Origin of the sequence: Micromonospora sp. WMMD882, assembly GCF_027497255.1 — a bacterium.
Taxonomy (GTDB): Bacteria; Actinomycetota; Actinomycetes; order Mycobacteriales; family Micromonosporaceae; genus Micromonospora.
Genome location: NZ_CP114903.1, coordinates 6,283,463 through 6,296,839 on the forward strand (window position 1 = coordinate 6,283,463; position 13,377 = coordinate 6,296,839).

General features: G+C 76.0%; 8 protein-coding genes and 1 pseudogene. 3 read left to right on the forward strand and 6 right to left on the reverse strand.

All coding sequences use genetic code 11. The features are described from left to right. Window positions 1–104 precede the first annotated feature (104 nt). The 4 genes from O7606_RS27225 to O7606_RS27240 all read right to left on the reverse strand — a co-directional run bounded on the left by O7606_RS27225 (window position 105) and on the right by O7606_RS27240 (window position 4,058). Window positions 105–1,154 (reverse strand): MerR family transcriptional regulator, encoded by a 1,050-nt coding sequence (locus O7606_RS27225; protein WP_281599906.1) that lies wholly within the window; start codon window positions 1,152–1,154, stop codon window positions 105–107. Between the two features lie 47 nt (window positions 1,155–1,201). Beyond that, window positions 1,202–2,455: a saccharopine dehydrogenase NADP-binding domain-containing protein gene (locus O7606_RS27230; protein ID WP_281596841.1), complete on the reverse strand. Its 1,254-nt coding sequence runs from the start codon at window positions 2,453–2,455 to the stop codon at window positions 1,202–1,204. A 74-nt stretch (window positions 2,456–2,529) separates the two neighbouring features. After that, window positions 2,530–3,687: an alcohol dehydrogenase catalytic domain-containing protein gene (locus O7606_RS27235; protein ID WP_281596842.1), complete on the reverse strand. Its 1,158-nt coding sequence runs from the start codon at window positions 3,685–3,687 to the stop codon at window positions 2,530–2,532. After that, window positions 3,684–4,058, reverse strand: coding sequence for a hypothetical protein (locus tag O7606_RS27240; protein ID WP_281596843.1), 375 nt, complete (start codon window positions 4,056–4,058; stop codon window positions 3,684–3,686). The genes O7606_RS27235 and O7606_RS27240 overlap by 4 nt, the downstream gene beginning before the upstream one ends. Before the next feature lie 138 nt (window positions 4,059–4,196). On the opposite strand from O7606_RS27240, the gene O7606_RS27245 reads away from it, so the two are divergent. Then, complete coding sequence (locus O7606_RS27245) at window positions 4,197–7,064, forward strand: LuxR C-terminal-related transcriptional regulator (RefSeq protein ID WP_281596844.1); 2,868 nt, start codon at window positions 4,197–4,199, stop codon at window positions 7,062–7,064. 88 nt (window positions 7,065–7,152) lie between these two features. Here the strand turns inward: O7606_RS27245 and O7606_RS27250 are convergent, their stop codons facing one another. Next, complete coding sequence (locus tag O7606_RS27250; RefSeq protein ID WP_281596845.1) at window positions 7,153–7,704, reverse strand: DsbA family protein; 552 nt, start codon at window positions 7,702–7,704, stop codon at window positions 7,153–7,155. A 139-nt stretch (window positions 7,705–7,843) separates the two neighbouring features. Next, window positions 7,844–8,299, reverse strand: a pseudogene (locus O7606_RS27255) (BON domain-containing protein); the annotation flags it as partial. A gap of 179 nt (window positions 8,300–8,478) precedes the next feature. On the opposite strand from O7606_RS27255, the gene O7606_RS27260 reads away from it, so the two are divergent. Beyond that, entirely contained in the window at window positions 8,479–10,332 is a 1,854-nt protein-coding gene (locus tag O7606_RS27260; protein ID WP_281596847.1) for a hypothetical protein, read from the forward strand. Between the two features lie 233 nt (window positions 10,333–10,565). Then, the gene (locus O7606_RS27265; RefSeq protein ID WP_281596849.1) at window positions 10,566–13,292 is read left to right on the forward strand and encodes a cellulose binding domain-containing protein; all 2,727 of its coding nucleotides are present in this window, start codon (window positions 10,566–10,568) and stop codon (window positions 13,290–13,292) included. Window positions 13,293–13,377: the final 85 nt, after the last annotated feature.

The window sequence follows — 13,377 nt, forward strand, 5'->3', positions numbered from 1 at the left end:
ACCGGCCCCGGGCAGCCCCGCCCGCCGTTTCCCTGATGTGGCGGTATCGCGGCGGCCGGACACCGCCACATCGCCGAACTGGGCCGGCACGCTGCCCGGGGAGGTCAGAGGCGGATGGGCATGAGCAGGGAGAAGGAGCGGTCGTCGTCGGGGCGACGGACGATCAGGGGGGTGATCGGGCCGTCCAGCTCCAGGACCAACTGGGCCTGACCGGCCGCGTCCAACGCGTCCAGCAGGAACTCCCGGTTGATCCCGACCCGCAACGCGTCCCCGGCGACCGGGGCGTCCCCGACGACCTCGACCGTTCCGGCGTCGTCCACGCTGAGCACGGTGACGTCGTAGCGGACGCCGTCGTGCTCGCGGACCACGGTGGGCGCGCCGGTCAGCGCGGCGCGCAGCGCTGGCGCCTGCACGGTGGCCCGGCGGGTGCCGGCGGCGGCCCCGACCAGCCGCCGGTGGTCCGGGTAGTCCACGTCGACGGCCTCCCCGGTGACCTGCGCGTCCCCGACGGCGACGGTGAGCCCGTCGGCGGACACGGTCAGGGCGGCCTCCCCGGCGGTCGCCGAGGCGAGCAGCTCACGGACCCGGTCGGCCACGTCGACCGGCACCGGCAGCCGGACCGGCGGGCCGGTGACGGTGGCGTCCGCGCCGGCCACGGCCAGCCGGTACCGGTCGGTGGCGACCAGGGTGACCGCGTCCGCCTCGACGTCGACCAGGACGGTGGCGAGCTGGGGCAACCCGGGGTCGGCCCCGACGGCGAACCGGACCGCCTCGAACGCGGCGGCCAGGTCGGCGCGGGACAGGATGATTCGGGTGGTCATGACGATCTCCTCGGGATCGAGCAGGGCACGGATCCGGGAGAGTTCACGGCGGGCATCGGCGAGCCCGGCCTCCAGTCGGCGCAGGTGCGCGTCGAGCAGGCCGTGGACCGCCGCCGGGTCGGCGCGGACGGCGGCGGCGATGCCGGCCAGCGGCATCCCCACCCGCCGCAGCCCGGCCGCCAGCCGGGCGGCGCGCACCTGGTCGGCGGCGTACCAGCGGTAGCCGGTGTGCGCGTCCACCCACGCCGGCGTCAGGATCCGGTGCCGGTCGTAGAAGCGCAACGCGCTCACCGTCAGGCCGCTGGCCCGGGCCAGCTCGCCGATGCTGAGCAGTTCCCTCTCCACGGGCACCGATGCTGGTGTCTCGACCTGGTCGAGGGTCAACCGCCGACCGGGGGAGCCGCGCCACCGGCCGCAGCGGCCGGGGACGAGCCGGGCGGGGCGGCGGAGCCGGGCGCGGGGGAGTCCACCACCCGGACGGTGATGCCGGCCCGGGTCAGCCGGTCCAGCAGGGCGTCGCCCATCGCCGTCACCGGGGTCACCTGCCCGGCGGTGGCCGGCAGGTCGTCCAACGCCAGGCACAGCGCCGCCTCGGCGAGCATCTTGGCCGTCTCGTCGTACCCGGGATCGCCGCCGGAGACCTCGGTGACGACCCGACGGCCTCCGCCCACGCCGGCGAACCGGACCCGGAACCAGCCCTTCGCCCGCTGCGCGGCGGTCGGCCCCTGACCGGAGGCGAGCCGGCCGTGCAGCCAGCGCCGGGCCGGCGGGATCTGGGCCAGGCCGATCAGCGCGGTCAACCCGACCGCGCCGGCCAGCAGGGTCGGCAACCGCCGGATCGCCGCGAAGTGCCGGTAGGTGAAGTCCGGGCCGTACTCCGGGCGGGCCAGCGCGGTCCGGCGGACCACCTGCGGGTCGACGGTGGCCAGCGGGGCCACCCACATGCCCAGCTCCGCCGAGCGGCCGACCCGCCCCGGCACGGCCCGGACCCGGCGGCCCGCCGGCCGGGGCTCGGCGGCGCGGCGCTCGCGGGCCGCCCGGCGCATCTGCCCGGACCGCTCAAACGCGGTGAGCGCCGAATGGTACGTCCCGGCGGAGACCCTCCCGCCGGCCCGGACGTACCCCTCGACGGTCACCGGGCCGTCGGTCGGCAGGTGCTTGAGGGTGAACCAGACCCCCACGTCGTACGGGATCGAGTCGAAGCCGCAGGTGTGCACCAACCGGGCCCCCGTGCGCGCCGCCTCGGCGTGGTGCCGCAGGTACATCTGGTCGACGAACTCCGGCTCGCCGGTGATGTCCAGGTAGTCGGTGCCGGCCCGGGCGCACGCGGCGACCAGGGGCTCCCCGTGCCGCAGGTACGGGCCGACGGTGGTCGCCACCACCCGGGCGCTCTCCGCCACCGCCCGCAGCGACGCCGGGTCGGTCACGTCGGCGGTGAGCAGCGGCAGGTCGGCGCAGGACGGATCCACGGCGGCCAGCCGGTCCCGTACGCCGGCCAGCCTGCCCGGATCACGGCCCGCCAGCGCCCAGCGCAGCCCGGCCGGGGCGTGCCGGGCGAGGTAGTCGGCGGTCAGCGCGCCGGTGAAGCCGGTCGCGCCGAACAGGACCAGGTCGTACGCGCGGTGATCGGTCACCCGACCGAGTCTGCCACCCACCGGAACGCCCCGCCGACCGGCGCGGCCGACACCCGGCCACCGGGGCGACGGGCTCAGCCCGGGGTGAACAGCACCCGTACGCAGCCGTCCGCCCGCTCCCGGAACAGCGCGTACCCCTCGGCGGCCCGCTCCAACGGGAACCGGTGGGTGGCCAGGTACTCGGTGCGCAGCTCGTCACGGGCCATCCGGTCCAGCGCGGCCGGGATGTGCCGGGGGCCGTGCGGACGTCCGCCCCGCACGGTCAGCCCCTTCCGCACGACCGCGCCCATCGGGAACGCGTCCACGAACCCGTCGAGGTCCCCCAGCACCACGACCGTGCCGCCCTTGCGGCAGGCGTGCACCGCCTCGCGCAGGGCCAGCGGCGTACGGGGCGCGCCGCGTAGCCGTCCCGGCAGCCGCTCGGCGAGCCCACGGCCGCCGTCGACGGCGCCGGCGGCCTCGACGCACACGTCCGGGCCGCGTCCGCCGCTGCGTTCGGCCAGCTCGGCCGGCACGTCGTCGTGGCGGTAGTTCACCGTCTCCGCGCCGACGTGCCGGCGGGCCATCCGCAACCGGTCGTCGTACCGGTCGACCACGATCACCCGGGCCGCGCCGCGCAGCACCGCCGCCCGCGCCGCGAGCTGCCCGACCGCGCCCGCGCCCCAGACCGCCACCACGTCTCCCGGGCGCACCCCACCCAGCTCGGCCCCGGACCAGCCGGTCGGCACGGCGTCCGAGGCGAACACCGCCCGTTCGTCGGTCACCCCGTCCGGCACGGGGAACGCGCCGACGTCGGCGTACGGCACCCGGACGTACTCGGCGTGGCTGCCGGCGAACCCGCCGGCGGTCGCCGGGTGGCCGTAGCAGCCGGCCGGGCTCTGCTCCCAGACCGGCTCGTCCACGGCCGGCCCGGCGGTCCCGTTGTCACAGCTCGAGTACCACCCGTGGGCGCAGTGCCAGCACCGGCCACAGGCCACCACCGAGCTCACCACGACCCGGTCGCCGACCCGCCGCCGGCGCACCTGCGGGCCGACCGCCACCACGTCACCGAGGAACTCGTGGCCGAGCACGTCCCCGGGCGTCAGCGCGCCACTTGCCATCAGGCGCAGGTCCGAGCCACAGGTGGCGCTCTGCCGGACCCGGACGATCGCGTCGTGGCCGTTGCGCAGCTCCGGGTCGGGCACCTCCCGTACGGCCAGCGCGTCGCCCCCGACCCAGCACAGCGCCCTCACCTCCGCTCCCCGGTCGGCCCCCGCTCCCCGGTCGGCCCCCGCCGCGTCCGGGGCGGGTCGGGACGCAGCGGCTCCCCGGTCTCCGCCACCTGCCGCACCTCGCGCAGCGCCCGGCGGAGCACCCGGTCAGGGTCGTCGCCGACCAGGTGGGCGGCCAGGCCCGCGTACCCGTCGGCCGGGGCGCGGGCGGCCAGCTCGGTGCCCCGCCCCCCGGGCGCCGGGCGCGACGTCACCTGCACCCGGTCACCGAGCCGCGCCAGCGGCTCCGGCAGCCGCCCGTCGGGCAGCACCACGGCGGGTGGCCGGGCCACGGTCACCACCTGCCAGCGTCCCACGGGCACCGGTCGCCTCCTGCGTGCCACCGTCCTCACCTGCCTCCCGCCTCGGGTGCCGGGTCTCTCCTTCGCACGGTCCGCCCACCCCGGGTGACCCGGGTTCCCCCGCAAGGGGTGAACGGCGACGGGCCGGGTAACCGCCCGCCGCGACCCGGACGTGGGGAGGACGAACGGATGGCCGAGGAGTCGAGCGCCGGTGTGGCCGGGCTGCCGCTGCTGCTGTCCCGGCTGGTCGCGCCCGCGCCGCCGGAGCCGATGGTGCGCCGTCCCCGGCTGCTGAGCCGGCTGGACGAGGCAGCCGACGGGCCGGTCACCCTGGTGCGGGCCCCGGCCGGCTGGGGCAAGACCACCCTGCTCGCCGCGTGGGTCCGGGCCGCCGGCCCGCAGCACGCCTGGCTCACCGTCGAGGCCGACGACGACGGGGCACGGCTGTGCGCGTACCTGGCCGCCGCGCTGTCCGGTCCCGTAGCGCCTGAGCAGCTCGCCGTGGCGCTCGCCGGCCGGGACCAGCCGGTGGTGCTCGTCCTCGACGACCTGCACCGGGTGACCGAACCGGCGGCGCTGGCCGGTCTGGAGTTCCTGCTCCGGCACGCCGGTCAGCGGCTGCGCCTGGTGATCGGGACCCGGGTCGAGCCGGCGCTGCCGCTGCACCGCTGGCGGCTCTCCGGCGAGCTGACCACGCTCGACGCGGACGACCTGGCCTTCACCGCCGACGAGGTGGCCGAGCTGCTGACCGCGCACGGTGTCACGGTGTCCCCGGCCACCCTGTCCCCGCTGCGGGAACGTACCGCCGGCTGGCCGGCGGGGCTGCGGTTCGCCGCGCTGGCCGCGCGGGCCGCCGCCGACCCGGCCGCCGCGATCGACGGGTACGCCGGAGACGCCCCTGACGTCGCCGGCTACCTCCGTGACGAGGTGCTCGCCGAGCTGACCGACGACACCGTGGACCTGCTGCGGCGGGTCACCCTCACCGGGCCGTTCTGCGGTGACCTGGCCGACGCGTTGACCGGCCGGCCCGGTGGCGACGGGATGCTGAGCGACCTACTCCGGCGCGGTGGTCTCGTCGTCGCCGACCACCGCCGTCCGGGCTGGTACCGGTGCCATCCGCTGGTGACCGACCTGCTCCGCGCCGAGCTGCGTCGACGGCCCGACGTGGAGCTGCGGGAGCTGCACCGCCGGGCGGCCGGGTGGTACGCCGGACACGGCCGTCCGGGCCCCGCCCTGCGGCACGCGCTCGCCGCCGGGGACTGGGACCGGGCCACCGCCCTGGTCCTGGCCGAATGGCCGGAGCTGGTCCCGTACGACCCGGAACCGGACGGTCCCGCGCCGGCCGCCCCACCGGAGGACCGCCTCGCGCGGGACCCGGAGCTGGGGCTGGCTCTCGCCGTCGAGCGGGCCGTCGCCGGTGACGCCCGGTCGGCCGGTGGGCGCCTGCGGCAGGCGGTCGCCGGGGGAGACATGTTGCCCACGCCCCGCCGGGACCGGTTCGTCCGGCTGGCCACCGCGCTGGAGATCGCGCTGGCCCGGCTCGCCGGCGACCACGAGGAGGTCCGGGCCGCCGCCGCCCGGCTGCGCGGCACCCTGCCCGGGCCGCCCGCCGGGCCGGGTGACGACGGCTCCGGCCTCGGGGAGCACGTCGACGTCCGGCTCCTCGCCGGGGAGCACGCTGATGTCCGGCTCGTCGCCGGGGTCGCCGAGGCCCTGGCGGATCTCGCCGAGGGGCGGTTCGGTCGGGCCGGCGCCCGGTTCCGGACGCTGGCCGAGGCGGCCCGGGCGACCGGCCGGACCCGCGCGGAGCTGCTCTGCCGGAGCCGCTCGGCGCTGGCAAACGCCTGGTGGGGCCGGCTGCGGGAGGCCGAGCGGGCCGCCGGGGACACCCTCGGCGGGGCTGCCGGGCCGGGCGAGCGCGGCCACGCGTACCTGGCGTTGGCGCTGGTGGCGCTGCACCGGGACCGCCCCGGTGAGGCCGAGGCGCACCTGGGCCGGGTCGACCTGCCGGCCACCGACCCGGTGCCCTCGGCGGTGGCCGCGTACTGCCGGGCCCTGCTCTGCCGGGACCGGGGCGACCCGGCCGGCGCGCGCCGGCTGCTGACCCGGGCGCGCGACGACGGCCCCGGACCGGAGGTGACCGACCGGTTGCGCGCCGCCACAGCCGACCTGGACGCGGCGCGCGGTGACCCGGCCACGGCCCGGGACCTGCTGCGCGCCCCGGCCGCCGACGACCGGCCGACGACCGACCCGCCCCACGTCGACCCGTCCCGCCTCGACCCGCCCCACGTCGACCCGCCCCGCCTCGACCCGCCCCACGTCGGCCCGTCCCGCCTCGGCCCGCCCCACGTCGACCCGTCCCGCCTCGGCCCGCCCCACGTCGGCCCGCCCCATTTTGGGGATCTGGGGGTGTCGCCGCTAATGGATCACGCGTTTTCCGGGAAGCGGAGCGGGTCAGCGCCGGAGTTGGCCGTGGCGCTGGCCCGGATCGAGTTGCGGGCCGGCGACCCGCGGGCCGCCGCCGCCGCGCTACCGCCGTGGGACACCCCGGACGCCGAGCGCTGGCCTTTGCCGACCCGCCTCGACGCCGGCCTGCTCGACGCGCTGCTGGCCCGTCGGGACGGCGACCCCCGGCGCGCCGGGCGGCTCCTGGAACGGGTGCTGGAGCTGGCCGAGCCGGAGGGGCACCGGCGGGTCTTCACCCGGGCCGACCCGCCGGTACGGGACCTGCTCGCCGCGCACCTGGACTCCGGGACGGCGTACTGGCCGTTCGTGGCGGAGCTGCGACAGGACAGCGCGCCGGGCGACGCCGCCCACCCCGGCCCGGACGGGTGGCGGCCCGGCGCGGCGGAGCAGGGCCGGCACGAGCCGCTCACCGAACGGGAGTTGACCATCCTGCGGTACCTGCAGAGCATCCTGTCGAACGTGGAGATCGCCGGTGAGCTGTCCCTGTCGGTGAACACCGTCAAGACGCACGTCCGCAACATCTACCGCAAACTGGACGCCACCCGACGACGGGAGGCCGTCCGCCGGGCCCGGGAGCTCCACCTGCTCTGAGCCTGCCTGGTCGGCCGCGTGCCCGGTCGGGCTGTCCGCGCCCCGACCAGGCCGCTCACCGGCCCGGTCGGGCCGTCCGCGCGCCCGGTCAGGCGTTCGCCACCAGGTCGACGGCGGCGAGCAGGTCCGCCACGGAGTGTCCGCCCTCGTGGCAGTCGTCGTTGACGAACAGCGCCGGCACCCCGGTCACCCCGCTGAGGATGCCCCCGACGAAGTCCTGCCGTACCCGGTCCGCGTGCACCTGCCCCTCGACCTCGCCGCCCACGTCGTCGGCGGAGACGCCGAGCTGCTCCACGCCGAGCGACAGGTGCACCGGGTCGAGCTGGTCCTGGTGCTCGAAGAGCCAGTCGTGCATCTCCCAGAACCGGCCGCGCCGGCCGGCCGCCTCGGCGATCTGCGCCGCGCTCTCCGCGTAGGGGTGCACGTTGGCGATCGGGAAGTGCCGGAACACCAGCCGGACCAGCTCCGCCCGCTGCCGCTGCACCTCCCGCAGGTTCCGGTACGCCGCGCCGCAGTGGACGCACTGGAAGTCGGCGTACTCGACCAGGGTCACCGGGGCGTCGACCGGCCCCCGGACGTGGTCGGCCCCGCTCACCGGCGCCCGCAGGCGGGCCACCGTGACCTGGAGCGGCGTGGTCATCCGTCGCTCACCCCCCTCCCGGCTCGGACCGGTCCGTGCCGTCCCGCGCCGGTCGGCGCGGTCGCCCGGTCGGTCACGTCGTCCAGTCTGCCGGCGGGGCGGGTGACGGCGGCTCGCCCGCTCGGGGTGGTTCGGGCCGGGGACGTACCCTGATCTGGTTGCCGACTCCGCGCACCCCGGGCAGCCGACGCACCGCCGACTCGGCGGCCCGCCGCTGGTACTCCCAGTCGAGCCGGCCGCGCAGGGTCACCCACCCGTCGGCGACTGTCACGTCCAGCTCGTCCAGCGGCAGGAACGCCTCCCACTCCAGGGCGTGCCCGACCGCGGCGGCGAGCTCCGGGCCGGTACGTCCGGTCGAGGCGGACGGCCGTACGGCGAGGTCGTTGGCGACCGCCCGGACCCGGGCGGCCCGATGGGCGGCGCGTTCGGCGGCCCAGCGCTTGGCGTACGCGTCCACCCAGCCGCTGAGCGTGACCACCCCGTCGGCGACGCTCACGCCCACCTCGTGCGGGCGTACCCCCGGCTCGCCGGCCAGCTCGGCACGCACCTGGGCCTGGATGTCCTGGTCGACCCGGATCGTCGTCGCGCTGCGCATGCCTGTCTCCCCTCGCCGCGGGGCGCGGGCACCGGATGCGGCGGCCCGCGCGTACGCCGTCGACGATGGCCGGCGGGCGGGTGAGCCGCCCTCACCCGGATGGGACGGGGATGACAGCGACACCAGCGATACGGCACGATCTGGATCGATCTCTTCACAGAAGGCGACGAGGGCGGACGATGAGCACCGACACCGGGACGACGGCGTCCACTCCGGCACCGGCGGGACAGCCCGGGGCGCGACGGCTGCTGCGGCTGGCCCGGCACGAGTGGACCCTGGTCGTGCTGGGATCCCTGCTGCTGGCCGCGGTGCTGACCTGGCCCACGCTGGGCGGTCTGACCGGCACCATCCCGCAGGACGTCGGTGACCCGACGTTGCAGGCGTGGCAGGTGGCCTGGGGCGGGCACGCGCTGCTCACCGACCCGACCAGTCTGTGGCACTCGAACACGTTCTTCCCCGAGCCGTACACCTACGCGTACTCGGACACCCTGCTCGGCTACGCGCCGGCCGGCATGGTCGGGGACGGCCCGGTGGCCGCGGTGGTCCGCTACAACCTGCTCTACGTGCTGACGCACGCTCTGGCGTTCGTCGGGGCGTACGCGCTGGCCCGGCAGTTGGGCGCGGGCCGCGCCGGGTCGGCGGTGGCCGGCGCCGCCTTCGGGTACGCCCCGTGGAAGCTGGCCCAGGCCGGGCACCTGCACGTGCTCAGCATCGGCGGGATCGCCCTCGCGTTGGCGATGCTCGCGCGGGGGCACGGCTGGTCGCTGCGGGACGGCTACCGGCCGGACCGGGCGCGGCCGGGCTGGGTGGCGGCCGGTTGGCTGGTCGCCGCCTGGCAGATCAGCCTCGGTTTCGGTATCGGCCTGCCCTTCGCGTACGCGTTGGCGCTGGTCTGCCTGGTCGCGGCGGCCGGGTACGGCTGGTCGACCTGGCGGCGGGCCCGCCCGCCGTTCCCGCGCGGGCTGCTCCTGGCCGACCTGGCCGGCGGGGTGTTCTTCGCCGGGGTGGCCCTGTTCATGGCCGCCCCGTACTTCGAGGTGGTGAACCGCCACCCGGAGGGACGACGCACCGTCGCGCACATCGAGATGTTCTCCCCGCCGCTGAGTGGTTTCCTGACCGCGCCGCCGGAGAGCTGGCTCTGGGGCGAGCGGCACGCCGCCGCCCGGGAGCAGCTCGACTTCGCCAACGAGATGACGCTGCTGCCCGGCGTGGTGCTGCTCGGGCTGGCCTGCGCCGGGCTGGCGTTCTCCGCCTGGCGGGTCCGGCACCGGCTGCTGCTGCTGGCCGGGGTGCTGGTGACCGGCGCGCTGGCGATGGGCACCCAATTCCTCGGTGACGGTGATCCCGGCTACGTCACGCTGGTCGAGCACGCCCCGGGCTGGGACGGCATCCGTACGCCGGGCCGGCTGGTGCTCTGGACGACGCTGCTGCTGGGTCTGCTCGCCGCCGGCGCGCTCACCCGGGAGCCGCAGCCGCCCGCGGACTCGGCCGGGGCGAGCCCGCCCCCCGACCCGGCGCCGTCGGAGCCGGCGGTCGGGCCGGCGTCGGCGGGGGCGACAGCGGTCGGGCCGGCGTCGGCGGGGGCGGGTGGGCGGTCCACCGGGTGGGCGCGGTGTCTGCTGGTGGTGCCGCTGGCGCTGGTGCTGCTGGAGGGGGTGAACCGGACCCCGCACGTGCCGACGCCGGAGCAGCCGGCGGCGTTGCGCGGCGTGACCGGGCCGGTGCTGGTGCTGCCCAGCGACGGGATCCGTGAGCTGCACGTGATGCTCTGGTCCACGGACGGTTTCCCGCAGGTCGTCAACGGCTTGGCGTCGTTCGTCCCGGCGAGTCAGGCGGAGATCCGGTCGGCGAGTCTGGGCTTCCCGGACGCCGGCTCGGTGACGTACCTGCGGCAGCGGGGCATCCGGACGGTGGTGGTGCTGCCGCAGTACGCGGTGGGCACGCCGTGGCAGGACGTCGAGACGCGGCCGGTCACCGCCCCGGGAGTACGGCGGGAACAGGTGGGCGACGGCTACGTGTACCACCTGGACTGAGCCACCTGGCCGGGAGCGGACCGCCCCGAACAGCGACGACTTAGTTGGGATCCCTTCCAAACTGGAAGCTCTCGCGGTTAGGGTGGAAGTCCTCCTCGGTGGGAGCCGACGCGCCGGTGGTGGGGGAGCCAGGGCAAGCTCCCCGGTTCATGTCGTCCGCCCGGCCCGGTCGTGTGCCGCGGCGCCGGGCGACCCGGACCCCTGCCCGGGTGCAACCCCCGAGAGGACCGCTGATGCGGAGAAGTCTCGCCGGCGCGGCAGCGGCCGTGCTGGCCGCCGGCGCGGCCGTGCTGGCCGTGCAGTTCACCGTCGCCCCGTCCGGCTCCGCCGCCGCCGCGGCGGCCGAGCCGTACTCCTGGAAGAACGTCCGGATCGACGGGGGCGGCTTCGTCCCCGGCATCGTCTTCAACCCCACCGAGAAGAACCTGATCTACGCGCGCACCGACATCGGCGGGGCGTACCGCTGGGAGCAGGCCAGCCAGTCCTGGACGCCGCTGCTGGACTGGGTGGGCCTGGACAGGTGGGGCTGGAACGGCGTGAACTCCATCGCCACCGACCCGGTGCAGACCAACCGGGTGTACGCGGCGGTCGGCATGTACACCAACGACTGGGACCCGAACAACGGCGCGATCCTGCGCTCGGCGGACAAGGGCGCGACCTGGCAGGTGGCCGAGCTGCCGTTCAAGATCGGCGGGAACATGCCGGGCCGGGGCATGGGGGAGCGGCTCGCCGTCGACCCGAACCGCAACAGCGTCGTCTACTACGCCGCCGAGGGCGGCAACGGCCTGTGGCGCAGCACCGACTCCGGCGCGACCTGGGCGAAGGTCGCCAACTTCCCGAACGTCGGCAACTACGTCGCCGACCCGTTCGACAGCACCGGCTACCAGAGCCAGAACCAGGGTCTGACCTGGGTCAGCTTCGACAAGAGCACCGGTACGGCGGGGACCGCCACGCAGACCGTCTACGTCGGCGTGGCCGACAAGCAGAACCCGGTGTACCGCAGCACCAACGGCGGTTCCACCTGGGAGCGGATCCCCGGCCAGCCCACCGGCTACCTGGCCCACAAGGGCGTGGTGGACCACGTCGGCGGGCACCTCTACATCGCCACCAGCGACACCGGCGGCCCGTACGACGGCGCGAAGGGCGACGTCTGGAAGTTCACCCGGTCCACCGGCGCGTGGACCCGGATCAGCCCGGTCCCGTCGGACAGCTCCGACGCGTACTTCGGCTACAGCGGGCTCACCATCGACCGGCAGAAGCCGAACACCCTGATCGTGGCCACCCAGATCTCCTGGTGGCCGGACGCGATCTTCTGGCGCAGCACCGACGGGGGCGCGACCTGGAGCCGGATCTGGGAGTTCACCAGCTACCCGGACCGCGCCAAGAAGTACACCATGGACATCAGCTCGGTGCCCTGGCTGGACTTCGGCACCAACCCGTCCCCGCCGGAGGAGACCCCCAAGCTGGGCTGGATGAACGAGTCGGTGGAGATCGACCCGCACGACTCGAACCGGTTCCTGTACGGCACCGGCGCGACCATCTACGGCAGCACCGACCTGACCAAGTGGGACACCGGTGGGACGTTCACCATCAAGCCGATGGTCAAGGGACTGGAGGAGACCGCCGTCCTGGACCTGATCAGCCCGCCGACCGGCGCGCCCCTGGTCAGCGGCCTGGGCGACCTCGGCGGCTTCCGGCACACCGACCTGGACGCCGTGCCGGCGAAGATCTTCACCCAGCCGGTCTTCACCAGCACCACCAGCCTCGACTACGCCGAGAGCAACCCGGCGGTGATGGTCCGGGCCGGCAACTTCACCGACGCCGACCGGCCCAACGACAGCCACGTCGCGTTCTCCACCGACGGCGGCGCGAACTGGTTCCAGGGCACCGAGCCGAGTGGGATCGACAACGGCGGCACGGTCGCCGCGGCGGCCGACGGCAGCCGGTTCGTCTGGGCCCCGGGCGACGCCGGCCGGCAGGTCGTCCACTCGGTCGGCTTCGGCAACTCGTGGGCCGCCTCGACCGGCATCCCGGCGAACGCGGTCGTCGAGTCCGACCGGGTCAACCCGAGCAAGTTCTACGGCTTCAGCGGCGGCAGGCTCTACGTCAGCGTCAACGGCGGGGCCAGCTTCACCGCCTCCGCCGCGACCGGCCTGCCGACCACCGGCAACGTCCGGTTCAAGGCGCTGCCCGGCAAGGAGGGCGAGCTGTGGCTGGCCGGCGAGGGCGGCCTGTGGCGGTCGACCAACTCCGGGGCCAGCTTCACCAAGCTGGCCGGGGTCAGCGCCGCCGGCAGCATCGGCTTCGGCAAGGCGGCCCCCGGGCAGACCTACCCGGCGTTGTACCTGTTCGGCACGGTGGACGGACAACCCGGCGTGCACCGCTCCGACAACGTCGGCGCGAGCTGGGTCCGGATCAACGACGACCAGCACCAGTACGGTAACGCGGGCGACGCGATCACCGGCGACCCGCGCGTCTACGGGCGGGTGTACCTGGGCACCAACGGCCGGGGCATCCTGGTCGCCGACCGGCTCGGCGGCACCCCGTCCCCGACGGCGACCCCGACCACCCCGACGCCCGGCCCGACCACGCCCACCCCGGGCCCGACGGTGACCCCGACCGGGCCGCCGCCGCCCACCACTCCCGGCCCCATCCTCGGCTGCCGGGCGACGTACTCGGTGATCGGCTCCTGGTCCGGTGGGATGCAGGGCGAGGTGACCGTCCGCAACTACGAGGACGTCCCGATCACCGGCTGGACGGTGACCTGGTCGTACGCGAACGGTGAGAAGATCAATCAGATCTGGGGCGGCAAGCTCACCCAGACCGGGGGCGCCGTGACGGTGCGCAACGCCGACTACAACGGCTTCCTCACCACCGGCCAGAGCACCACCTTCGGGTTCCTGGCCAGCGTGCCCGGCGCCACCGGCATCCCCACCCCCACCTGCTCCTACTCCCGCTGACCCGGCCCCACCCCGCTGCTCCCACCGCCCGCCCCGTCGACCCGCGCCCGGGTCGGCGGGGCGGCGCGACGCCAGGGCGGCTCGA